The organism is Kitasatospora sp. NPDC127121, assembly GCF_042677305.1.
In the GTDB taxonomy this organism is placed as follows: Bacteria; Actinomycetota; Actinomycetes; order Streptomycetales; family Streptomycetaceae; genus Kitasatospora.
In genome coordinates, this window is record NZ_JBHXTQ010000050.1 from 1 (window position 1) to 22,522 (window position 22,522).

A 22,522-nucleotide genomic window follows, 5' to 3' on the forward strand; every position below is an offset into this window, starting at 1 on the left:
GGTGTTGGCTGCGTGTGCCGGGCGTACAGGACCTAGGCGATCTCTTTCGGATCACGCCGCGCGCCCGGCGTGATCCGAAAGAGAGCCCCTAGCGGTTCTCGCCGGTCATCGCCGCGGCCAGCCGCAGGTGCGGGCGGGCCTCCTCGGCGCGGCCCTGGCGCTCCAGGGTGCGGCCGAGCATCAGCCGGGCGTAGTCCTCGGCCGGGTCGGTGTCCAGGATCCGGAGCAACTCGGCCTCGGCGCACCCGAGTTGGGCGGAGTGGTAGTAGCTGCGGGCCAGCAGCAGCCGGACCGAGAGGTTGGCCGGCTCCTCGGCGAGCACGCCCTCCAGCATGCGGGCGGCGTCGGCGTAGGCCTTGGACTCGAAGTGGAACGTCGCGAGGCGGTACTCGTCGGCGGCGGTGGTCACGGCCACGGGGGGCTCCTTCCGGGTGGTTCCTTGCCTCCTCAAGCAATCGGCAAGTTTCAGCTATTCCTGGCCGGTGCGGGCGCCGGTGCGGACGGCACCGAGCAGGGCCCGGACCCGGGCTCCGGGCCGCCCGTCGACCCGCTGGCGCCCAGCGCCCGGGAGACCGCCGCGTCCAGGTCGAGCCGGGCCCCGGCCTGGTAGCACCGCTCGTACTCCTGCGCGGTCAGCCCCGCCCGGGCCCGCTCCGCGCACTCCTGGTGCGGGCCGAAGAAGGACCGCGAGCCCAGGAAGGGCAGGCCGACCGTGTGCCAGATCCGGTGCGCGGCGCCCTGCAGCACCCGGGCCTCGCCCAGGTCGCCCGGCGCGCCCGGGCCGCCCGGCTCGGTCTCCAGCAGCGCCAGCAGGTCGATCGCCAGCGCGATGCCGAGCAGGTCGTGGAACAGGTGGTTCAGCCGCAGGCCCTCCCGGGCCAGGGCGCGGGCCGCCCGGACGGCGCCGTCCAGCCAGTGCGCGTACGCCATCGCGTACAGCACGTACGCGTACGCCCACTGCTCGCCGTGCTCCTCGCACAGCTCGCGGGCCTGGCCGAACCAGAGCTCGCCGCTCTCCGGATCCCCCTGGAACAGGTACGCGAGGCCCAGCTCGACCATGGCCAGCACGACGTTGCTGTTGAGCTCGCCGATGGTCCGGTAGTGCCAGAGCGCCTCCTCGAACAGCTCGGCGGCGCGCTCCGGCTCGTCGCCGACCAGGGCCGCGCTGGCCTGCCGGTGGACGGCGTAGGCGAGCGCCCGGTCGTCGCCGGTGTCCAGGGCCTGGCGGCGGCACTCCTCCAGGGCCGGGCGGGCCGCTTCCAGGTCGCCTTGCAGGGTGGCCAGGTGGCCGGTCGCCCAGAGGGCCTTGGCGCGGGCCTCGGTCGGCTCGCGGTCCAGGGCGAGCGCGCGGTCCAGCCAGTGCCGCCCCTCGCCGAGGTGGCCGCAGCCGACCCAGTAGAACCACAGGGTGCCCGCCAGCAGCAGGGCGATCTGCTCCTCTCCGGGCTCGGCGAGGCAGAACTCCAGCGCCGCGCGGAGGTTGGGGTGGGCGAGTTCGGTGCGTTCGGCGGTCTCGGCCTGCCGGGGGCCGAACCACTCGACCTCGCCCCAGGTGGCCACGCCCAGGTACCAGTCGCGGTGGCGGCGCAGCAGCCGCGGCTCCTCGCCGGCGGCCCGCAGCCACTGGCCGCCGTAGTCGCGCAGGGTGTCCAGCAGTCGGAAGCGGACGCCGAAGGCGCTGTCCTCGCGCAGCACCACGGACTTGCCGACCAGTTCGTCGAGCAGGTCGAGCACGTCCTCGGCCTCCAGGCCGTCACCGGCGCAGACGTACTCGGCGGCCTCCAGGTCGAAACTGCCGGCGAAGACCGAGAGGCGGGCCCAGAGTAAACGTTCCTGCACGGTGCAGAGCTCATGGCTCCAACCGATCGTGGTGCGCAGCGCCCGGTGCCGCGGCAGGGCCGTCCGGGAGCCGCCGGTGAGCAGCCGGAACCGGTCGTCCAGCCGGGCGGTGATCTGCTCCACCGACAGCGCGCGCAGCCGCCCGGCCGCCAGCTCCACCGCCAGCGGGATGCCGTCCAGACGGCGGCAGAGCAGGCCCACCGCCTCGGCGTTGGCCTCGGTCAGCGCGAAGGAGGGCAGTACCGCCCGGGCCCGCTCGGCGAACAGCCGCACCGCGTCCGGCAGCCCGCCCGGACCGCTCGGACCGCTCGGCCGCGGGTCGACCGGCAGCGGGGCCAGGGTGAGCAGGTGCTCGCCCGAGGCCCGCAGCGCGGCGCGGCTGGTGGTCAGCACCCGGAGGCCGGGCAGCGCCCGCAGCAGCGCGTCCGCCAGGTCGGCGCAGGCCTGCACCAGGTGCTCGCAGCCGTCCAGCACCAGCAGCGTGCGCCGGCCGGACAGCCGCTCGGTGAGCACGTCCAGCGGCGGGCGGGCGGTGTCATCGGTCAGCCGCAGCGCCTCCAGCGCCGCGCGCCCGAGCCGCAGCGGGTCCTGCACCGGGGCCACCTCGACCAGCCAGGTGCCGTCCGGGAAGGCGCCGGCCGCCCGGGCGGCGGCGCGCAGGGCCAGCCGGCTCTTGCCCACCCCGCCCGGCCCGGTCACCGTCACCAGCCGGGCGCCGGCCAGCAGGCCCGCCAGCTCGGCCAGCTCCCGCTGCCGCCCGACGAAGCCCGTCACCTCGGCCGGCAGCCGGCCGGGCTGCGGCTCGCGCGGCCACGCCGCAGGTTCCCCGGGCTGTGCTCTCCAGTCGCCGGCCAAGCGTTGCTCCCCGTGTTCCTGGCCCGGACCGTCGGGGCCCGGACGTTCGTCGGGCCGTACGGGCGACGGCCCGCCTGGCAGAACGAGGTGACCGGCCGGTAGGTTACGCGCGCGGTTCGCACATCCGACCGGTTCGGCCGAGGGCCGACGCGGCGGTGGACCCCGGGGCCCGGCGATAACCCGGTCCGGAAACCGGGCGTGGGCGCGATAGGGTTCCGTTTGGAGAACAGCAAGGCGAGGGAGCGCGCAAAGGTGTCCGTGGGAGAGCTGGCCGGGTTGCTCGTCGCCGTGTTCTGGGCGGTCCTGGTCACCCTGCTCGCCGTGGTGCTGGTCCGCCTCTCGCGCGTGCTGAAGGAGGCCACCGTCCTCGTCTCCGCCGTCACCGAGCAGGCCGTCCCGCTGCTGAGCGACGCGGGCGCCGCCGTGCGCAGTGCCAACCAGCAGCTGGAGCGGGTGGACGAGATCACCGCCAACGTGCAGGACGCCGCCGCCAACGCCAACGCGCTCTCCTCCACCGTCGCCGCCACCCTGGGCGGGCCGCTGGTGAAGGTCGCGGCCTTCAGCTACGGCGTCCGCAAGGCCGTCGCCAAGCAGCAGGGCGGCCAGCCGTCCGTGCCGGCGCAGAGCGGCGAGCGCGAGGAGCTGGCCCGGCTGATCCGGGCCGAGGTGCGCGCCGCGACCGCGCCCAGGAACGGCCTGCTCTCCCGGGTCCGGCGCGCGGTGAGGGGCTGACGGCATGGTGCGACGCGTCTTCTGGATGGCGGTCGGCGCCGGTGCGACCGTGTGGGCCATGAACAAGGCCAACGAGGCCGTGCACCGGCTCACCCCGGACAGCCTCTCCGGCACCGCCACGCGCGGTGCGCTGCACCTGGGCGACCTGGCCAAGCAGTTCGCCCAGGACGTGCGGGCCGGCATGGCCGAGCGCGAGGAGCAGCTGAAGGACGACCTCGGACTGCACGGCACCGCCGTCGTCGAACCCCGGAGCACCGGACGGGTCCTGCGCGGCGAGCCGCAGTACCGAGCTATCTCGGCGGCGCCCGGCAGCCCGGCCGCCGCCCTGCCCCCGTCAGGCCCCCGCCCCGTGTCCCGTGGGGCCCGCACCACCACCCGAGCCATTGAAGAAACGCCCCGCCGCGCCCTGCCGCAGCGGGGCGGCACCCCGAACCGGAAGGACCAATAATGGAGTCGGCTGAGATCCGCCGCCGCTGGCTGCGCTTCTTCGAGGAGCGCGGCCACACCGTCGTTCCGTCGGCGTCCCTGGTCGCCGACGACCCCACCCTGCTGCTGGTCAACGCCGGCATGGTGCCGTTCAAGCCCTACTTCCTGGGCGAGGTCAAGCCGCAGTTCTCGCGCGCCACCAGCGTCCAGAAGTGCGTGCGCACCCTGGACATCGAGGAGGTCGGGAAGACCACCCGGCACGGCTCCTTCTTCCAGATGTGCGGCAACTTCTCCTTCGGCGACTACTTCAAGGAAGGCGCCATCAAGTTCGCGTGGGAGCTGCTCACCAGCTCCGTCGCGGACGGTGGCTACGGCCTGGAGAAGGAGAAGCTCTGGATCACCGTCTACCAGGACGACGACGAGGCCGAGCTGATCTGGCGTGACGTCATCGGCGTCCCGTCCGAGCGCATCCAGCGCCTCGGCATGAAGGACAACTTCTGGTCGATGGGCGTCCCCGGCCCCTGCGGCCCGTGCTCGGAGATCAACTACGACCGCGGCCCCGCGTACGGCGAGGAGGGCGGCCCGGCCGTCAACGGCGAGCGCTACCTGGAGATCTGGAACCTGGTCTTCATGCAGTACGAGCGCGGCCACGGCGACGGCAAGGACGGCTTCGAGATCCTCGGCGACCTGCCGAGCAAGAACATCGACACCGGCCTCGGCCTGGAGCGCCTCGCCGCCATCCTCCAGGGCGTCGACAACCTCTTCGAGATCGACACCAGCCGGATGATCCTCGACCGCGCCGCCGAGCTCACCGGCCACACCTACGGCGCCGACCACAAGTCGGACGTCTCGCTGCGCGTGGTCACCGACCACATCCGCACCGCGCTGATGCTGATCGGCGACGGCGTCACCCCCGGCAACGAGGGCCGCGGCTACGTGCTGCGCCGCATCCTGCGCCGCGCCATCCGCAACATGCGCCTGCTGGGCGCCACCGGCGTGGTGGCCAAGGACCTCACCGACATCGCCATCAAGGCGATGGCTCCGCAGTACCCGGAGCTGGAGAGCGACCGCAAGCGCATCGAGACGGTCGTCGTCGGCGAGGAGGCGGCCTTCCTGCAGACCCTCAAGGCCGGCACCAGCCTGCTGGACGCCGCGGTCACCGAGACCAAGCAGGCCGGCGGCGCGGTCCTCTCCGGGGACCAGGCCTTCAAGCTGCACGACACCTACGGCTTCCCGATCGACCTCACCCTGGAGATGGCCGAGGAGCAGGGCCTCCAGGTGGACGAGGCCGGCTTCCGCCGCCTGATGCAGGAGCAGCGCAACCGCGCCAAGGCGGACGCCAAGGCCAAGAAGATGGGCCACGCCGACGTCGCCGCGTACCGCGAGGTCGCCGACAAGTCCGGCGCGAGCGTCTTCACCGGCTACAACCTCACCGAGGGCGAGGCCAGCGTCGTCGGCCTGCTGGTGGACGGCGTTCCGTCGCCGGCCGCCTCCGAGGGCGACGAGGTCGAGATCATCCTCGACCGCACCCCGTTCTACGCCGAGGGCGGCGGCCAGCTCGCCGACCACGGCAGGATCCGGCTGGAGTCCGGCGCGGTGGTGGAGATCCGCGACGTGCAGCAGCCCGTCCCGGGTGTCATCGTGCACTCCGGTGGGGTGCTGTTCGGCGAGGTCGTGCTCGGCGCCTCGGCGTACGCCACGATCGACACCGAGCGCCGCCGGGCGATCGCCCGCGCCCACTCGGCCACCCACCTGACCCACCAGGCGCTGCGCGACGCGCTCGGCCCGACGGCCGCCCAGGCCGGCTCCGAGAACGCCCCCGGCCGCTTCCGCTTCGACTTCGGCTCGCCCGCCGCCGTCCCGGGCACCGTGCTGGTCGACGTCGAGCAGAAGATCAACGACGTGCTGGGTCGCGAACTCGACGTCACCGCCGAGGTCATGACGATGGATCAGGCCCGCAAGGCCGGTGCCATCGCGATGTTCGGCGAGAAGTACGGCGACGAGGTCCGGGTCGTCACCATCGGTGACTTCTCCAAGGAGCTGTGCGGTGGCACGCACGTCGGCAACACCGCCCAGCTGGGCCTGGTGAAGCTGCTCGGCGAGTCCTCGATCGGCTCCGGCGTGCGCCGCGTCGAGGCGCTGGTCGGCGTCGACGCGTACAAGTTCCTGGCCCGCGAGCACACCGTGGTGTCCCAGCTGACCGAGCTGGTCAAGGGGCGCCCGGAGGAGCTGCCGGAGAAGATCTCGGGCATGCTCGCCAAGCTCAAGGACGCCGAGAAGGAGATCGAGCGCTTCCGCGCCGAGAAGGTGCTGGCCGCCGCGGCGGGTCTGGCCGACTCGGCCGAGGACGTGCAGGGCATCTCGGTGGTCGCCGCGCAGGTCGCCGACGGCGTGGGCGCGGACGAGCTGCGCAAGCTGGTGCTGGACGTGCGCGGCCGCCTCGGCTCGCGCCCGGCCGTGGTCGCCGCCTTCACCGTGGCGGGCGGCCGTCCGCTGACCGTGATCGCCACCAACGAGGACGCCCGCGGCCGCGGCATCAAGGCCGGCGAGCTGGTCCGGGTCGCCGCCAAGACCCTCGGCGGCGGCGGTGGCGGCAAGGACGACGTCGCCCAGGGCGGCGGCTCCAACCCGGCCGCGGTCGGCGAGGCCGTTGCCGCGGTGCGCGGCCTGGTCGCGGAGCGCGCCAGCTGATGGTCGAGGAGCCTCAGGTGGAGCGGCCCTTCCGGCGGGGGCGGCGGATCGCCGTCGACGTCGGTGACGCCCGGATCGGGGTCGCGTCCTGCGACCCCGACGGGGTGCTCGCCACGCCCGTGGAGACCGTTCCGGCCGGGGTGAAGTCGCAGGCCAGGATCGCCGCCATCGTCGAGGAGTACGACGCGGTGGAGGTGATCGTCGGGCTGCCCCGCTCGCTGAGCGGCAAGGAGGGCCCGGCGGCGGAGAAGGTCCGCGCGTACGCGACGCGGCTGGCCAACCGGCTGTACCCGGTGCCGGTCCGGCTGGTCGACGAGCGGATGTCGACCGTCACCGCCACCCACGGGCTGCGCGCCTCGGGCGTCAAGGCGAAGAAGGGCCGCTCGGTGGTCGACCAGGCCGCCGCGGTGGTGATCCTGCAGACCGCCCTTGAGTCCGAACGGGTGAGCGGGAACCCGCCCGGTGAGAGCGTCGAGGCGGTCGGCTGACCGGCCTGATCTAACGTCCCGTCGAGGGGTCCGTGCGGACGCGTCCGCACGGACCCCTTTCGAACGTTTCGGCACTGCCGAGGGGACGCGAGCCATGACCGACCAGGACTTCCACCCGGGGCTCACGCCCGGGCACCTGGGTGCGCCGGTGCTGGAACCGGAGGGCCGGCCCCCGGGCGCGCCCCGCATGCGCTCCGATGCGCCCGATCCGCACCGACGGCGTAACGGACTGGCCTGCGCGCTCACCGCGCTCGCCCTGGTCGCGGTGTTCGGCGGGGCGGGCCTCGCCGGGTACACCTGGCTCCAGGGACAGCGCAAACCCCCGGCCGCCGCCGACTACGACGGGCAGGGCACCGGCAGCGTCCAGGTCTCGGTGCCGGAGGGCGCGGGCCTGTCCCAGATCGCGTCCGCCCTGGTCCGCAACGGGGTGGTGGCCAGCTCGCTCGCCTTCACCCGGGCGGCCAAGGGCAGCGCCGCGGCCGCCGGGCGGATCCAGCCCGGCACCTACACCCTGAAGCAGCGGATGTCGGCCGTGGCCGCGCTGACCGTGCTGATCGACCCGGCCAACGCCAACGGCCTGACCATCCCCGAGGGCTGGCGCGGCTACCAGATCTACGTGGCCATCGACCGCAAGCTGCGTCTGCCGGAGGGCACCACCCAGCGCACCGCCCAGGAACAGGGCGCCGAACTGGGCCTGCCGGACTTCGCCAAGGGCAGCCCCGAGGGCTACCTCTTCCCCGCGACGTACAGCGTCACCGACGGGACCACCGCGATCGACCTGCTGAAACAGATGGTGGAGCGGGCCGGCAAGGAGTTCAGCCGGGACGACGCGAACGTCGTCGCGCAGAACCTCGGCCAGAGCCTGTACGGGCTGGTCACCGTGGCCAGCATGGTCCAGGGCGAGGCCGACAACAACGAGGACATGGGCAAGGTGGCGCGGGTCATCTACAACCGGCTGGCCAAGGGCATGCCGCTGCAGCTCGACTCCACGATCAACTACGCGCTCGGCCGGTCGACCCTGAACACCACCGTCACCGACACCCGGCTGGACTCCCCGTACAACACCTACCTGCACCCGGGGCTGCCGCCCACGCCGATCTCCAACCCGGGGCGGCAGGCGATCACGGCGGCGCTGGACCCGGCGCAGGGGGACTGGCTCTACTTCGTCACCGTGAAACCGGGGGACACCCGCTTCACCGACAGCTTCGACGTGCAGCAGCGCAACGTCGCCGAGTTCAACGCGAACCGGGCGTCGGCGAAGCCCGGCGCCTCGGCCTCGTCGTCGGCTTCGGCCGGTGGGTCGGCCCCCGACTCCGGGCCGGCGGCGCCGGAGCCCGAGCCGAGCGCGGGCTGGTGAGGTCGGACACTGACGGCACGTCCGCCCTGCCGGGGGCACGTGTGCGGTACGGTAACGTCTCCTCCCAGGCGCTGCGCTAGCACGCCGGTTCGAGAATCAGCCGGGACCGCGTCCCGGACGGCCGGTCCGATCCTCCGGCCGTCTTCGTCGGTTAAGGGGATCAATGACCGATCTGGGTCGGGGCTACGGCCCCCAGGGCTCTGAGCCGTGGCACCCCGGTGACCCCGGGTACGGCGGCCAGCAGCCGGTCCCCGGCCAGCAGGACGGCCAGTGGCAGCAGTATCCCCAGCAGGGCGAGCCGGTCCAGCAGTATCCCCAGCAGCAGGGCGAGCCGGTCCAGCAGCCGTACGGAGACGTGCAGCAGCAGGGGTATCCGCAGCAGCAGATGCAGCAGATGCCGCAGCAGGGGTACCCGCAGGGGTATCAGCAGCAGGGGTTCCCGGGCGGGCAGCAGCAGTACCCGCAGCAGCAGGTGCCCCAGCAGCAGATGCAGCAGCAGGGCTACCAGCAGCAGCAGATGCCGCAGCAGGGGTACCAGCAGCAACAGCAACAGCAACAGCAGCAGCAGATGGCGCCGCAGGGCTACCAGCAGCAGCTGCCCCAGCAGGGGTACCAGCAGCAGGGGTTCCCGGACGGTCAGCAGCAACCGGGCATGGCGCAGCAGCAGGGGATGTCCCCGCAGCAGGCCCAGCAGCCCCACCAACCCCAGCAGCCTCAGCAGCCTCAGCAGCCTCAGCAACCCGGTGCGCAGCAGCAGCCGGGCATCCCGCAGCAGGGCGCGCAGCCCGGGCGGCGGCGTCGCGCGGCGCCGGAGCCCGAGCCGGCCGCGCCCGTCAGCGGCCCCGGCCCGGACGGCATCGACTGGGAGGCCGAGGCCGCCGCGCTGGAGGCTGGCGCCGATCCGGTCGGCGGGCACGCGCCCGAGACCGACGAGTGGGACGGCCACCCGGACGGCTTCCAGGAGGACGGCCGTCACGAGGACGGCCGTCACGAGGACGGCCACCACGAGGACGCCGAGTACCGCGACGAGGACGGCCACGCCGAACAGGAGGGCTTCCTCGGCGAGGAGGACTCCTCCCGCGACGCGCAGAAGAAGCGCAAGGAGAAGGGCAAGAAGTCCGGCCGCCGCAACGGCGGGGCCTGCCTGCTGGTCGCGCTGGTGCTGGTCGGCGCCCTGGGCGGGGCCGGCTGGTGGGGTTACGGCTTCTACCAGGACCACTTCGGCCCGCCGCCGGACTTCACGGGCGAGGGCGGCAGCCCCGTCCAGGTCGAGGTCAAGTCGGGTGCGGTCGGCGGTCAGATCGGCCTGGCGCTGAAGAGCGCCGGCGTGGTCAAGAGCGTCGACGCCTTCAGCAAGGCCTGCGACGCCGAGCCGAAGTGCAAGAACGTCCAGCCGGGCTTCTACTCGCTGAAGAAGGAGCTGCCGGCTGCCACCGCGCTGAGCGAACTGCTCAACGGGGCCGGCGGTGCGGCGCTGGTCATCCCCGAGGGCAAGACCGCCGCCGACATCTACACCCTGATCGACGGGAAGCTGAAGCTGCCGCAGGGCACCACGGCGGGTGTCGCCAAGGCCCAGGTCGGCAGTCTCGGCCTGCCGGCGTACGCGAACGGCAACGTCGAGGGCTTCCTCTGGCCGACCCGGTACAACATCGCCGACGGCATGAAGCCCGAGGACCTGCTCAAGCAGATGGTGAAGAACGCCACCGACAAGTACGCGACCCTGGACGCCGACGCGTCCAAGGTCGGCCTCAAGAACGCGTACGAGGTGGTCATCGAGGCGAGCATCCTGCAGCGCGAGGGCAACAAGGTCGACGACTTCGCCAAGATGGCCAGGACCATCCAGAACCGGCTGGCGAGCGATGCCGTGCGCCACACGCTCGGCATGGACACCACGCTGCAGTACTCGCTGGGCCGCAAGGACCTGGACAAGAAGGACATCAACGACGGGTCCAACAAGTACAACACCTACATCAACCCGGGCCTGCCGCCGACGCCGATCTCCAACCCCGGCGACGACGCGCTCAAGGCGGTGCTCAACCCGGCGGACGGCAAGTGGCTGTACTTCATCGCGATGTCCCCGTCCAACACCCTCTTCGCCGACACGGACAAGGAGCACGCCGCCAACGTCGAGGCGTACTGCCGGGCGGCGGGCCAGGGCTTCGACAAGGTCGGTCTCCACTGCACCACCAAGTAGCCGCCACCGCACCGCCGTTCACGGAGGAGCAGCGTTGACCAGCAAGCACCGGGCCGCCGTCCTCGGCTCGCCGATCGCCCACTCGCTCTCGCCGGACCTGCACCGGGCCGCCTTCGCGGCGCTCGGGCTGGACGGCTGGCGCTACGACCGCTTCGAGGTCGACGAGGCCGGCCTGCCCGGCTTCCTCGCCGGGCTGGACGAGGCCGAGTGGGCCGGGCTGTCGCTGACCATGCCGCTGAAGCGGGCGATCATCCCGCTGCTGGACGAGGTCAGCGCGACGGCCCGCGCGGTGGACGCGGTGAACACCGTGGTGTTCACCGCCGACGGGCGGCGTACCGGGGACAACACCGACGTCCCCGGGCTGGTGAACGCGCTGCGCGAGCGCGGCATCACCGAGGTGCCGGCCGCGGCCGTGCTGGGTGCCGGGGCCACCGCCTCCTCGGCGCTGGCGGCGCTGGCCCAGGTCTGCACCGGCGAGGTGACCGTCTACGTGCGCAGCGCGGAGCGGGCCCGGGAGATGGCCGAGCTGGGCGAGCGGCTGGGCGTCGCCGTGCGCACCGCCGACTGGGAGCTCGGCGCGCAGGCGCTGGCTCGGCCGCTGACCGTCTCGACCACGCCGGTCGGTGCGACCGACGCCTTCGCCGGGGCGCTGCCCGCCGCGCCGGGGGCGCTGTTCGACGTGCTGTACCACCCGTGGCCGACGGCGCTGGCCGCCGCCTGCGCCGCGCGCGGGGCGACCGTCCTGGGCGGGCTGGACCTGCTGGTGCACCAGGCGGTGCTGCAGAGCGAGGCCTTCACCGGGCGGGCGCCGGGGCCGCTGGCGGCGATGCGCGAGGCGGGCGAGAAGGCCCTCGCCGGGCGCTGAGCCCGCGCCGGTGGCCGGATCGCGCCGGCCACCGTCCGGCCGGCTGGCCGGAATCGTGCCGACCACCGTCCCGCCGACTGACCGACCACCGTCCGTCACGCGGACTGGGCCTCCGGGTGCCGCCGGGACGTGAAAGGATTCAGGGGAAAAGGCACGCCCGGGCGGGCCCCGGCAGGTGCCGTGGCCGGTCCGCTGATGAAGGAGCTCCGTTGGGTACGTTGCGCTGGCTGACGGCGGGGGAGTCGCACGGCCCCGCACTCGTCGCGACGCTGGAGGGCCTGCCCGCCGGTGTACCGGTCACCACCGCGGTGGTGGCCGACGCGCTGGCGCGCCGCCGGCTCGGTTACGGTCGCGGCGCACGGATGAAGTTCGAGCAGGACGAGGTGACGTTCCTCGGCGGCGTCCGGCACGGCGAGACCATGGGCAGCCCGGTGGCGGTCATGGTCGGCAACACCGAGTGGCCGAAGTGGGAGCAGGTCATGTCGGCCGACCCGGTCGACCCCGAGGTGCTGGCCGGTCTGGCCCGCAACGAGGCGCTCACCCGCCCCCGCCCCGGCCACGCCGACCTGGCCGGCATGCAGAAGTACTCGATCGACGAGGCCCGTCCGATCCTGGAGCGCGCCAGCGCCCGTGAGACGGCCGCCCGGGTCGCGCTCGGTGCCGTCGCCCGCGCGTACCTGAAGGCGACCTGCGGGATCGAGATCGTCAGCCACGTGGTCGAGCTGGCCGCCGCCAAGGCCCCGGCCGGTGTGCTGCCGCTGCCCTCGGACGAGGCGCGGCTGGACGCCGACCCGGTCCGCTGCCTGGACGCCGACGCGTCGAAGGCGATGGTCGCCGAGATCGACCAGGCCCACAAGGACGGCGACACCCTCGGCGGCGTGGTCGAGGTGCTCGCGTACGGCGTGCCGGTGGGTCTGGGCTCGCACGTGCACTGGGACCGCCGGCTGGACGCCCGGCTGGCCGCCGCGCTGATGGGCATCCAGGCGATCAAGGGCGTCGAGGTCGGCGACGGCTTCGAGCTGGCCCGGGTGCCCGGCTCGCAGGCGCACGACGAGATCGTCCCGACCCCCGAGGGCGTCAAGCGCACCTCCGGCCGCTCCGGCGGCACCGAGGGCGGCCTGACCACCGGCGAGGTGCTGCGGGTGCGTGCCGCCATGAAGCCGATCGCCACCGTGCCGCGGGCGCTGCAGACCCTGGACGTGCGCACCGGCGAGCCGGCCAAGGCGCACCACCAGCGCTCGGACGTCTGCGCCGTGCCGGCCGCCGGGATCGTCGCCGAGGCGATGGTCGCGCTGGTGCTGGCCGACGCGGTGAGCGAGAAGTTCGGCGGTGACCACGTCTCCGAGACCCGCCGCAACGTGCAGGGCTACCTCGACAACCTGATCATCCGATGACCGTTCCGGTCGTTGTGCTGGTCGGCCCGCCCGGCAGTGGCAAGTCCACCGTCGGGCGGGCCCTGGCCGAGCGCCTGGGCGTCGGCTTCCGGGACACCGACGCCGACATCGAGGCGTTGGCCGGCAAGCCCATCCCGGAGATCTTCATCGACGAGGGCGAGCCGCACTTCCGCGAGCTGGAGGTCCGGGCCGTGCGCACGGGCGCCACGGAGCACGACGGCGTCCTGGCGCTCGGCGGCGGCGCGGTGATGGCCGAGGCCACCCGCGCCCTGCTGCGCGAGCTGCCGGTCGTCTTCCTGGAGGTCCCGCTGGCGGACGCGGTCAAGCGGGTCGGCCTGGACGCCCCGCGCCCGCTGCTGGCCATCAACCCGCGGGCCCGCTGGCGCGAGCTGATGGAGGCCCGCCGGCCCCTCTACCTGGAGGTGGCCACCGCCGTCGTCGACACCGCCGGCCGCACCCCCGAGCAGGTCGCGGACGCCGTACTGGAAGCACTGGAGCTGAAGACCCCCCATGACTGACCCCATCGTCAGGATTCACGTCGGCGGCAGCGCCGGCCACGACCCGTACGACGTGCTGATCGGGCACCAGCTGCTCGGCGAGCTGGCGCCGCTGATCGGCACCCGCGCCAAGCGGGTCGCGATCATCCACCCCGAGGCGCTGGCCGCCACCGCCGACGCCATCCGCGAGGACCTGCTCGGCGAGGGCTACGAGGCGATCGCGCTGCAGGTGCCCAACGCCGAGGACGCCAAGAGCGCCGAGGTCGCCGCGTACTGCTGGTCGGTGCTCGGGCAGACCGGCTTCACCCGCAGCGACGTCGTCGTCGGCCTCGGCGGCGGCGCCACCACCGACCTGGCCGGCTTCGTCGCCGCCACCTGGCTGCGCGGCGTCCGCTGGATCTCCATGCCCACCACGTTGCTCGGCATGGTCGACGCGGCCGTCGGCGGCAAGACCGGCATCAACATCGCCGAGGGCAAGAACATGGTCGGCGCCTTCCACCCGCCGGTGGGCGTGCTGGCCGACCTCGACACCCTGGCGACCGTGCCCAAGCACGACTACGTCTCCGGCCTCGCCGAGGTCATCAAGTGCGGCTTCATCGCCGACCCGGCCATCCTCGACCTGATCGAGGCCGACCCGGAGGGCGCCAAGACCCCGGACGGCCGGCACACCGTCGAGCTGATCCGCCGCGCCATCCAGGTCAAGGCCGACGTGGTCTCCGGGGACCTCAAGGAGTCCGGCCGGCGCGAGATCCTCAACTACGGCCACACCCTCGGCCACGCCATCGAGCGCAACGAGCGCTACAAGTGGCGGCACGGCGCCGCGATCTCCATCGGCATGGTCTTCGCCGCCGAACTCGGCCGCCTGGCAGGCCGGTTGGACGACGAGACGGCCGACCGGCACCGCACCGTGCTGGCCTCCGTCGGGCTGCCGCTGCGCTACCAGGCGGACGCCTGGCCGAAGCTGCTGGACGCCATGAAGATCGACAAGAAGTCGCGCGGCGACCTGATCCGCTTCATCGTCCTGGACGGCCTCGGCAAGACCTCCGTCCTGGAGGGCCCCGACCCGTCCCTGCTGGTCGCCGCCTACGCGGAGGTCTCGGCGTGACCAGGGTCATGGTGCTCAACGGCCCCAACCTCGGACGGCTCGGCAGCCGCGAGCCGGACGTCTACGGCGCCACCTCCTACGCCGGGCTGGTCGAGCGCTGCACCGCGCTCGGCAAGGAGTTCGGCTTCGAGGTCGAGGTGCACGAGACCAACTCCGAGCAGCAGATGGTGGAGTGGCTGCACGAGGCGGCCGACGGCAAGGTGCCCGTGGTGATCAACCCGGGCGCGTTCACGCACTACTCGTACGCGATGCGGGACGCCGCCTCGCAGCGCACCGCGCCGCTGATCGAGGTGCACATCTCCAACCCGTACGCCCGGGAGACCTTCCGGCACACCTCGGTGATCGCCGCGGTGGCCTCCGGCACCATCGCGGGATTCGGGCTCGGCTCCTACGAGCTGGCCCTGCGCGCCCTGGCCGAGCAACTCACCACGCGCTGACGCCTGGTCAGCGGCCCGGCGGCGGACTGTGCCCGCCGCCGGGCCGCCGTGTAGTCTCCCCGCTGAGAGGTGTCGGGAGGTGACCGTGACGCAGTACGCCGGGGGTGGGCACGTCCCGCCGCGTCCCGCCGCTCCGCCGGGGCCGCAGCCGTCGGGGGCCGCCGCGCCGCCGCCGGTGCCGCCCGTTCCGGCCCCTGTTCCCGCCGCTGCGCCGCCGGCTCCGGCCGCTCCGGTGCCGCTCGTTCCGGTGCCGCCTGCTCCCGTGCCGCCCGCTCCGGCTCCTGTCTCCGCGCCCGCTCCGGCCGCACCCGCGCCCGCGCCCAGTGCGCCGGTCCCCGTCGGGGCCACCGGGCACTTCGTGCTGCCCTCCGGCGCGCCCGTGCAACTCCCCGCCCACCCGCCGCAGCGGCACGCGCCCGCCAGTCCGATCGCCGTCCTGCTGATCGGCCCGGCCGGGGCGGGCAAGACCACCGTCGCCCGGTACTGGGCCGAGCGCCGGCCCAGCCCGACCGCGCACATCAGCCTGGACGACGTCCGCGAGTGGGTGCAGTCCGGCTTCGCCAACCCGCAGTCCGGCTGGAACAACGCCTCCGAGGCGCAGTACCGGCTGGCCCGCCGCACCTGCGGCTTCGCCTGCCGCAACTACCTCGCCAACGGCATCTCCTGCATCATCGACGACGCCGTCTTCCCGGACCGCCCGGCCATCGGCCTCGGCGGCTGGAAGCGGCACATCGGCCCCGGCATGATCCCGGTCGTGCTGCTGCCCAGCCTGGACTCCGTGCTGCACCGCAACGCCCGGCGCGGCGGTACCCGGCGGCTCGGTGACGAGGAGGTGGCGCGGATCCACGGCCGGATGGCCGGCTGGTACAACTCCGGGCTGCCGATCATCGACAACTCGTACCTGGACGTGGCCGGCACCGCCGCCGAGCTGGACCGCGTCATCCTGGCCCGGCTGATGGGCATGCCGGTCCGCTGACCTGCGACGATCCGGCGCTGTCGGTGCCGACTGCGATGATGTGCGGGTCCTGTCGAACCACCCCGGGGGAGCTGACGCCCGTGCCGGAAGGCCACATCATCCACCGCCTCGCCGCCGAGAACCGGAAGGCCTTCGGCGGCCGCCCGGTCGAGGTGTCCAGCCCGCAGGGCCGGTTCGCCGACGAGGCCAAGGCCATCGACGGGCAGCTGCTCACCGCGGCCGAAGCCGTCGGCAAGCACCTGTTCCTCGGCTTCGAGGAGGGCGGCTGGGTGCACGTCCACCTCGGCCTCTACGGCGGCTTCGCCTTCGGCACCGGGCCCGCGCCCGAGCCGGTCGGCCTGGTCCGGCTGCGGCTGGCCAACGACGACGGCTACGCCGACCTGCGCGGCCCCAACACCTGCGCGCTGGTCACCGGCGCGGAGAAGGCCGCCGTCGCCGCCCGGCTGGGCCCCGACCCGCTGCGCGCCGACGCCGATCCGCAGGCCGCCTGGCGCCGGATATCGGCGAGCCGTACGACCGTCGCCGCGCTGCTGATGGACCAGAAGGTGCTGGCCGGGGTGGGCAACGTCTACCGGGCCGAGGTGCTGTTCCGCCACGGGATCAACCCGCACCGCGCCGGCCGCGACCTCACCCGGGGCGAGTGGGACGCGATCTGGGCCGACCTGGTCGCCCTGATGCACGAGGGCGTCGGCGCGGGCCGGATCGACACCGTCCGGCCCGAGCACACCCCCGAGGCGATGGGCCGCCCGCCGCGCGTCGACGACCACGGCGGCGAGGTGTACGTCTACCGGCGGGCCGCGATGCCCTGCCTGGTCTGCGGCACCGACGTCCGGGCGGAGCAGCACGCCGCGCGCAACCTCTTCTGGTGCCCCACCTGCCAGGCGGCCTGACCGGGTCCGCGGTTGCTCCGGCCGGCCCCCCGGCGTGTCCTCCGGGGGGCCGGTCAGCCGACGGCCGCGGTGGGCTCGTGGTGTTCGGCGGCGGCGCACGCGTCGAGGAGGGGGCGCATGGCCTCGTCCACGAGCCGGTAGCGCACGACCCGCCCGTCCTTGTCCCCGGTGACCACGCCCGCGGTGCGGAGCAGTCGCAGGGCCTGGGACACGGCGGGGTCGCGCATGCCGGTGGCGACGGCGAGGTCGGAGACGGCGAGCGGGCCGGCCCGGTGGAGGGCGAGCAGGAGGGCGAGCCGCCCGGGGTCGGCGAGCAGGGAGAACCGCTCGGCCCAGGTGCGGACGTGCGCGGGGTCGCCGATCGCGGCGATGGCCTCGCAGACCCGGTGTCCGTCGATGGTGCGGTGGCCCGCGCGGTCGGCCGGTACGAGATGCATGCGCACATTGTTGCAGGAGGGGGCCTGTGATCCTGGACACCTGCGCAGGTGCGCAGCCTTGCAAGGGTGGGTCCTGGCCCCTACGGTGTTCCCCGCCGTGGTGCTCGGGAAGACCGGTGACGGATCCTCAGGGGTCCCAGTCCGGAGCGGCCCTCGCCACTGTGATCGGGCCATCGTGATCGTCGACGATGGAGAGACGTCCGTACCCACGACGCCACTGGGAGCCTCGCGCACCTGGGAAGGCGGGTACGGGACCCCCGTAAGCCAGGAGACCGGCCACGGCATCTCACGAAGTGTTTCCACGAGGTGCTGGAGCGTGACCCGAATGACCCTGCCCGAAACCGCCGCCGCCGAGGCGCCGGCGACACCGTCCGTGCTGCCCACGTTCCGCTGGAAGCGCGAGGACACCGTTCGCACGGCCGGGCTGATGGGGGTGATCCTGGCCATGCACGTGGTGGCGTTCGGGACGCTCATCTTCCTGGTCGCGCCCCACAACTACGCGGTCGGCACCCAGGTCTTCGGCGTGGGCCTGGGGATCACCGCGTACACCCTCGGCATGCGGCACGCCTTCGACGCCGACCACATCGCGGTGATCGACAACACCACCCGCAAACTGATGGCGGACGGCAAGCGGCCGGTCTCGGTCGGCTTCTGGTTCGCCCTCGGGCACTCCTCGATGGTGGTGCTGATGGCCGCCCTGGTGGCGGGCGGCGCGCAGCTGGCCAGCACGCTGATGGACGACGACTCGACCACCCACAAGTGGCTCGGGATGGTCGGCACGACGGCCTCCGGCGCGTTCCTCTACCTGATCGGCGCGCTCAACCTGGCCGCGCTGCTCGGCATCCTCAAGGTGTTCCGGGCGATGCGGGCCGGGTCGTACGACGAGGCGCAGCTGGAGGAGCACCTCAACTCGCGCGGCTTCATGGCCCGGGTGCTGAACCGGGCGACCCGCTCGATCACCCGGCCCGGGCAGATGTTCCCGGTGGGCATGGTGCTGGGGCTGGGCTTCGACACCGCGACCGAGGTCACCCTGATGGTGATGGCCGGGTCGGGCGCGGCGGCCGGGCTGCCCTGGTACGCGATCGTCTGCCTGCCGCTGCTGTTCGCGGCCGGGATGAGCCTGTTCGACACCCTGGACGGGACGTTCATGAACTTCGCGTACCAGTGGGCCTTCGCCAACCCGGTCCGGAAGGTCTACTACAACCTGACGATCACCGGGCTGTCGATCGCGGTGGCCTTCGTCATCGGCACCATCGAGCTGGTCGGCGTGCTGCACGAGAAGCTCGATCTGACCGACCCGGTCACCGGCTGGATCGCGGGCATCTCGCTGGACAACGTCGGCTACGCGATCGCCGGGCTGTTCGTGGTGGTCTGGGCCGCGGCGACCGCCAACTGTACGGGGGCGGGGGTGGATATGTGCTGGGCGGCCGCCGTGTTGGGCGGGCGGCGCGCGGCGCCGGCTGCCACCCGCGACGGCGCCTCCCCCGGGATCCCGGGGGAGGCGCCGTTTCGTCGCTGCGGGGCGGTACGGGTCGCTGCCGGTCGGCGTTTCGTCGGTGCGGGGTTCAGTTCGGGCGGGCGGGGTTCAGCGCTCTTCGCGGAAGTCGACGTGCCGGCGCGCGATCGGGTCGTACTTGCGCAGGACCATCCGGTCCGGGTCGTTGCGGCGGTTCTTGCGGGTCACGTACGTGTAGCCGGTGCCGGCGGTGGAGCGGAGCTTGATGACGGGGCGCAGTTCACTACGGGCCATGGGTGTCCTCCCGGGTTGGCGGGTTGGCGGGTTGGCGGGTTGGCGGGTTGGCGGGGCGTTCGGGGCCGGGGCGAAACCGTACACCGAAATGGAAGTCATTTTCATCTGGTGTAACGTGAGCTCCGTCCTGCCCATTCCCGGACGTCAGGGAGCACCCATGTCCGCCCGCTGCCAACTCACCGGCCGCAAGCCCGGATTCGGCAACGCGATCTCGCACTCGCACCGCCGCACCCGCCGCCGCTTCGACCCCAACATCCAGCACAAGCGCTACTGGCTGCCCGGCGAGGGCCGGTACGTCCGGCTCACCCTCAGCGCCAAGGGCATCCGCACCATCGACACGATCGGCATCGAGGCCGCCGTCGCCCGCATCCGCGCCCGAGGGGGGAAGGTCTGATGGCCAAGCAGAGCAAGATCGCCAGGAACGAGCAGCGCCGCGCCGTCGTGGCCCGGTACGCCGAGCGCCGCGCCGAGCTCAAGCGGATCATCGCCCACCCCGGCACCGCCCCCGCCGAACGCGCCGCCGCCCAGGCCGAACTCGCCCGCCAGCCCCGCGACGCCAGCGCCACCCGGATCCGCAACCGCGACGCCGTCGACGGCCGCCCCCGCGGCTACCTGCGGGCCTTCGGCCTCTCCCGGGTCAACCTCCGCGTCCACGCCCACGCCGGCCACCTGCCCGGCGTCCGCAAGGCCAGCTGGTGAGCGGCGTGGACGGGATCAAGCTGCCCGTGGTGGTCGTCGCAGGACTGCATGCCGCCGAACGCCGCGCCGCCGTCCGGGAGTTGGCCGCGGCCGCGGTGGACGCAGTGGTCCTCCACCATGACCTGCGGGAGGCCTCGCAGGGTGTCGTCCACCGTGAACTGCGCGACGCGGGAGGCGGGTTCGACGCCGCCGACGTCCCACTGGTGAACGACTGCCCCTGCTGCGCCCTGCGCGAAGACCTGCTGCCGCGACTGCTGCGGATCGCCGACGAAGGCCGGTACGGACTCGCGATCGTCGAACTGTGGGGCGGCAGCGACCCGCACCCGGCCGTCGAGGTGATCGCCGGGGGAGAGGCGGACGGCCGCCATCTGGAGGACGCCGTCGAACTCGCGGGCGTGGTCACGGCCGTCGACCCGGACCGGCTGATCGGCGAACTCTCCGTCTCCGACGACCTGGTGGACCACGGCGAGCACACCGCCCGCCAGGACCAGCGGACCCGCGCGGAGGCGCTCGCCCACCAGGTCGAGTACGCCACCACCCTCGCCGTCCCGCGCGCGACGGCGCACACGCCCGGGCTCGCGCTGCTCCGCCAGCTCCACCCCACCGCCCGGGTCGTCCGGCTCGGCACCGGCGCGCTCACCCGGGCCGCCCTCGGCGGCTTCGACGTCGCCGCCGCCCGCGACCGGGTCAACCCGGCGATCGCGCTGCTCCCGCAGGAGAGCGACGAGGCCGGCGTCACCACGCTGGTCTGGGAGCGCCGCCGCCCGCTGCACCCCGAGCGGCTGCACCGGGCGCTGGAGCTGCTCGTCCCCGCCGCCCAGCGCAGCCGCGGCCGCTTCTGGCTGGCCAACCGGCCCGACCTGATGCTCGCCTGGGACGCCGCCGGGGCCAACCTCGCCGTCGAGGAGTGCGGGCCCTGGCTCACCTCCCTGCCCGACGCCGCCTGGGAGCTGTACCCGCCAGCCCGCCGGGCCGCCGCCGCCCTCGACTGGCACCCGCTGCACGGCGACCGGGTGCAGCAGCTCAGCTTCACCGCCGAGGGCCTGGACGTCGACGGTGTCACCGGGCTGCTCGACTCCTGTCTGCTCACCGACGCCGAACTCGCCGCCGGCGAACCCGGCTGGAAGGCCCTGCCGGACGCCTTCCGGGACCTGCTCGACCCCGTTCACTGAGGAGCCGTCACTGTGCGTAAGCGACCGAACCCGCCCAAGGACCGGCCGAACCCGCTGTTCGCGGCCGGCATCGAGTACATCGACTACAAGGACACCGACCTGCTGCGGCGCTTCGTCTCCGACCGCGGCAAGATCCGGAGCCGCCGCGTCACCCGGCTCACCGTCCAGCAGCAGCGCGCCGTGGCCAGGGCCGTCAAGAACGCCCGCGAGATGGCCCTCCTCCCGTACGCCGCCGGCACCACCCGGTAGCCGTCACCACCGTCACCACCGCCACTATCACCCGACAAGGAGCCCCCGATGGCCGTCCCCAAGCGCAAGACGTCCCGCAGCAACACCCGGCACCGCCGGGCCCAGTGGAAGGGCAAGGCCCCGAAGCTCGTCCCGATCACCCTCAACGGCCGCGAACTGCTCGTCCCCCAGAACCTGGTCCCCGCCTACCGCCGCGGCCTGATCGATCCGGAGGGGGCGTAGCGACCACGAAGGGGGCGTGCGGGGGCGGGAGCGAGCCCTGTCGGGGGTGCTCGGCGGGCGGATCGGGGTGGGGGTTCGTAGGCTCGACGCATGTCTGATGCGTACGCGGGTCGGCGGGAGCGGGTGAGGGAGCACTGCAGTGCGGCCGGGGCCGATGCGGCGCTGATCACCCGGGCGGCGAACGTGCGGTATCTGACGGGCTGCGCGCCCTGCGGGGCGACGCTGCTGCTGACCCGGGAGCGGGTGCTGCTGGCAGTGCCGGACGATCTGCCGCCGGACGACACCGGGGAGCACCTGATCGCGCCGGACGTCACCCAGGTGCCGGTGGCGGCCGCGGCGGACACCGCCCTGGCGGCGGCCGCCGCCGCCGCGCGACTGGGCGTGGCGGACCTCGCGGTGGAGGAGCACGACCTGACCGTCAGCCGCCACCGCGCGGTGGCGAGCCTGGCGGAGGGGGCCCGGCTGGCCGACCTGGCGCAGGTGGTCGAGCGGCTGCGGGTGGTCAAGGACGAGCACGAGATCGCCGACCTGCGGATCGCCGCCGAGATCGCCGACCAGGCGCTCGGCGAACTGCTGGAGTCGATCCTGGTCGGCCGCACCGAACGGCACCTGGCGATGGAGCTGGAACGCAGGATGATCGACCACGGCGCGGACCGGGCGGCCTACCCGGTGTCCGTCGGCACCGGCAGCCACTCCGGCCGGCCCGCCCACCAGCCGACCGACCGCCGGGTGGAGGAGGGCGACTTCCTCACCGTGGTGATGGGCGCCCAGTACCGGGGTTACGGCGTCTCCACCGCCCGGACCTTCGTGATCGGCGCCGCCCCCGCGCCCTGGCAGGTGGAGCTGCACCGGCTGGTGTTCCGGGCCCAGCGGGCCGGCCGGGAGGCGCTCGGACCGGGCGTGGAGCAGTACGTGCCCGACCGGGCCGCGCGGCAGATCCTGGAGGCGGCCGGCCACACCGAGACCTCCCCGCACCCGGTGGGGCACGGCATCGGGCTGGAGATCCGGGAGGCGCCGCGCCTCGGTCCGTCGGACATGGGTAAACTGGACAGCCGCGTGCCGGTCACCGTCGGCCCAGGGGTCCACCTCCCGGGCAAGGGCGGTGTCCGGATCGAGGACACGCTCGTGGTGCGCCCCCCAGAGGAGGGCGGGCCCGAGCTGCTCACCATCACCACCAAGGAGCTCCTCGCCCTGTGACCGCGGCCGCCCGTCGGCCGTCGGCGGCAGGACGCAAGCCTTGGTTCCTT

General features: G+C 73.5%; 24 protein-coding genes, 1 pseudogene and 1 riboswitch. Of the genes and pseudogenes, 20 read left to right on the top strand and 5 right to left on the bottom strand.

Features of this window, described 5'->3' with window-relative positions; genetic code table 11:
* Positions 1–88: 88 nt before the first annotated feature.
* Positions 89–409, bottom strand: coding sequence for a tetratricopeptide repeat protein (locus tag ACFVHI_RS23495; protein WP_380342439.1), 321 nt, complete (start codon positions 407–409; stop codon positions 89–91).
* A 56-nt stretch (positions 410–465) separates the two neighbouring features.
* On the bottom strand, positions 466–2,694 hold the full coding sequence (locus ACFVHI_RS23500; protein WP_380342348.1) for an ATP-binding protein: 2,229 nt from the start codon (positions 2,692–2,694) through the stop codon (positions 466–468).
* A gap of 252 nt (positions 2,695–2,946) precedes the next feature.
* Here ACFVHI_RS23500 and ACFVHI_RS23505 point away from each other — a divergent pair, with 252 nt between their 5' ends.
* The 5 genes from ACFVHI_RS23505 to mltG (ACFVHI_RS23525) all read left to right on the top strand — a co-directional run bounded on the left by ACFVHI_RS23505 (position 2,947) and on the right by mltG (ACFVHI_RS23525) (position 8,388).
* A complete protein-coding gene (locus ACFVHI_RS23505; RefSeq protein WP_380342351.1) occupies positions 2,947–3,426 on the top strand; it encodes a DUF948 domain-containing protein in 480 nt (159 codons plus the stop codon).
* 4 nt (positions 3,427–3,430) lie between these two features.
* Positions 3,431–3,874 (top strand): DUF6167 family protein, encoded by a 444-nt coding sequence (locus tag ACFVHI_RS23510; protein WP_063346788.1) that lies wholly within the window; start codon positions 3,431–3,433, stop codon positions 3,872–3,874.
* Positions 3,874–6,543: an alanine--tRNA ligase gene (alaS, locus tag ACFVHI_RS23515; RefSeq protein WP_363372758.1), complete on the top strand. Its 2,670-nt coding sequence runs from the start codon at positions 3,874–3,876 to the stop codon at positions 6,541–6,543. The genes ACFVHI_RS23510 and alaS overlap by 1 nt, the downstream gene beginning before the upstream one ends.
* Entirely contained in the window at positions 6,543–7,031 is a 489-nt protein-coding gene (ruvX, locus tag ACFVHI_RS23520; RefSeq protein ID WP_063346786.1) for a Holliday junction resolvase RuvX, read from the top strand. The genes alaS and ruvX overlap by 1 nt, the downstream gene beginning before the upstream one ends.
* A 94-nt stretch (positions 7,032–7,125) precedes the next feature.
* Positions 7,126–8,388, top strand: a complete 1,263-nt coding sequence (gene mltG / locus ACFVHI_RS23525) for an endolytic transglycosylase MltG (RefSeq protein WP_063346785.1) — start codon at positions 7,126–7,128, stop codon at positions 8,386–8,388.
* A 160-nt stretch (positions 8,389–8,548) separates the two neighbouring features.
* On the opposite strand, the gene ACFVHI_RS23530 is transcribed toward mltG (ACFVHI_RS23525), so the two are convergent.
* A complete protein-coding gene (locus ACFVHI_RS23530) occupies positions 8,549–8,932 on the bottom strand; it encodes a hypothetical protein (protein ID WP_380342357.1) in 384 nt (127 codons plus the stop codon).
* Here ACFVHI_RS23530 and mltG (ACFVHI_RS23535) point away from each other — a divergent pair.
* From mltG (ACFVHI_RS23535) to ACFVHI_RS23570, 8 genes are all read left to right on the top strand, one after another.
* The gene (mltG, locus tag ACFVHI_RS23535; protein ID WP_380342360.1) at positions 8,876–10,582 is read left to right on the top strand and encodes an endolytic transglycosylase MltG; all 1,707 of its coding nucleotides are present in this window, start codon (positions 8,876–8,878) and stop codon (positions 10,580–10,582) included. The two genes, ACFVHI_RS23530 and mltG (ACFVHI_RS23535), sit on opposite strands and share 57 nt — an antisense overlap.
* Positions 10,583–10,616: 34 nt before the next feature.
* On the top strand, positions 10,617–11,447 hold the full coding sequence (locus tag ACFVHI_RS23540; RefSeq protein WP_363372750.1) for a shikimate dehydrogenase: 831 nt from the start codon (positions 10,617–10,619) through the stop codon (positions 11,445–11,447).
* Between the two features lie 209 nt (positions 11,448–11,656).
* A complete protein-coding gene (gene aroC / locus ACFVHI_RS23545; RefSeq protein ID WP_107452826.1) occupies positions 11,657–12,841 on the top strand; it encodes a chorismate synthase in 1,185 nt (394 codons plus the stop codon).
* Complete coding sequence (locus ACFVHI_RS23550) at positions 12,838–13,359, top strand: shikimate kinase (protein ID WP_063346780.1); 522 nt, start codon at positions 12,838–12,840, stop codon at positions 13,357–13,359. The genes aroC and ACFVHI_RS23550 overlap by 4 nt, the downstream gene beginning before the upstream one ends.
* Positions 13,352–14,443 carry a 3-dehydroquinate synthase gene (gene aroB, locus ACFVHI_RS23555; protein WP_063346779.1) on the top strand — a complete coding sequence of 364 codons (1,092 nt, stop codon included), beginning with the start codon at positions 13,352–13,354 and terminating at the stop codon, positions 14,441–14,443. The genes ACFVHI_RS23550 and aroB overlap by 8 nt, the downstream gene beginning before the upstream one ends.
* An 8-nt stretch (positions 14,444–14,451) precedes the next feature.
* A complete protein-coding gene (gene aroQ / locus ACFVHI_RS23560) occupies positions 14,452–14,880 on the top strand; it encodes a type II 3-dehydroquinate dehydratase (RefSeq protein WP_063350970.1) in 429 nt (142 codons plus the stop codon).
* A 79-nt stretch (positions 14,881–14,959) separates the two neighbouring features.
* A complete protein-coding gene (locus tag ACFVHI_RS23565; protein WP_380342366.1) occupies positions 14,960–15,856 on the top strand; it encodes an AAA family ATPase in 897 nt (298 codons plus the stop codon).
* 80 nt (positions 15,857–15,936) lie between these two features.
* Entirely contained in the window at positions 15,937–16,746 is an 810-nt protein-coding gene (locus tag ACFVHI_RS23570) for an Fpg/Nei family DNA glycosylase (protein ID WP_063346777.1), read from the top strand.
* A gap of 53 nt (positions 16,747–16,799) precedes the next feature.
* On the opposite strand, the gene ACFVHI_RS23575 is transcribed toward ACFVHI_RS23570, so the two are convergent.
* Positions 16,800–17,183, bottom strand: a complete 384-nt coding sequence (locus ACFVHI_RS23575) for a metalloregulator ArsR/SmtB family transcription factor (RefSeq protein WP_063346776.1) — start codon at positions 17,181–17,183, stop codon at positions 16,800–16,802.
* Positions 17,184–17,264: 81 nt separating this feature from the next.
* Positions 17,265–17,479: riboswitch (cobalamin riboswitch) on the top strand.
* 29 nt (positions 17,480–17,508) lie between these two features.
* Between ACFVHI_RS23575 and ACFVHI_RS23580 the strand changes: the two are divergent.
* Positions 17,509–18,612: pseudogene (locus ACFVHI_RS23580) on the top strand (HoxN/HupN/NixA family nickel/cobalt transporter); the annotation flags it as partial.
* Between the two features lie 156 nt (positions 18,613–18,768).
* Here the strand turns inward: ACFVHI_RS23580 and rpmG are convergent.
* Entirely contained in the window at positions 18,769–18,933 is a 165-nt protein-coding gene (rpmG, locus tag ACFVHI_RS23585; RefSeq protein ID WP_380342442.1) for a 50S ribosomal protein L33, read from the bottom strand.
* A 157-nt stretch (positions 18,934–19,090) separates the two neighbouring features.
* Here rpmG and rpmB point away from each other — a divergent pair, with 157 nt between their 5' ends.
* The 6 genes from rpmB (at position 19,091) to ACFVHI_RS23615 (ending at position 22,472) form a co-directional block, all read left to right on the top strand.
* Positions 19,091–19,327: a 50S ribosomal protein L28 gene (gene rpmB, locus ACFVHI_RS23590; protein WP_380342370.1), complete on the top strand. Its 237-nt coding sequence runs from the start codon at positions 19,091–19,093 to the stop codon at positions 19,325–19,327.
* A complete protein-coding gene (gene rpsN / locus ACFVHI_RS23595; protein ID WP_380342373.1) occupies positions 19,327–19,632 on the top strand; it encodes a 30S ribosomal protein S14 in 306 nt (101 codons plus the stop codon). The genes rpmB and rpsN overlap by 1 nt, the downstream gene beginning before the upstream one ends.
* A gap of 5 nt (positions 19,633–19,637) precedes the next feature.
* Positions 19,638–20,804 carry a CobW family GTP-binding protein gene (locus tag ACFVHI_RS23600; protein ID WP_380342376.1) on the top strand — a complete coding sequence of 389 codons (1,167 nt, stop codon included), beginning with the start codon at positions 19,638–19,640 and terminating at the stop codon, positions 20,802–20,804.
* 12 nt (positions 20,805–20,816) lie between these two features.
* Positions 20,817–21,053 carry a 30S ribosomal protein S18 gene (rpsR, locus tag ACFVHI_RS23605; protein WP_063346770.1) on the top strand — a complete coding sequence of 79 codons (237 nt, stop codon included), beginning with the start codon at positions 20,817–20,819 and terminating at the stop codon, positions 21,051–21,053.
* A 48-nt stretch (positions 21,054–21,101) separates the two neighbouring features.
* A complete protein-coding gene (rpmF, locus tag ACFVHI_RS23610; protein ID WP_063346769.1) occupies positions 21,102–21,275 on the top strand; it encodes a 50S ribosomal protein L32 in 174 nt (57 codons plus the stop codon).
* A 90-nt stretch (positions 21,276–21,365) separates the two neighbouring features.
* Positions 21,366–22,472 (top strand): Xaa-Pro peptidase family protein, encoded by a 1,107-nt coding sequence (locus ACFVHI_RS23615; protein ID WP_063346768.1) that lies wholly within the window; start codon positions 21,366–21,368, stop codon positions 22,470–22,472.
* The last annotated feature ends 50 nt before the right edge of the window (positions 22,473–22,522 follow it).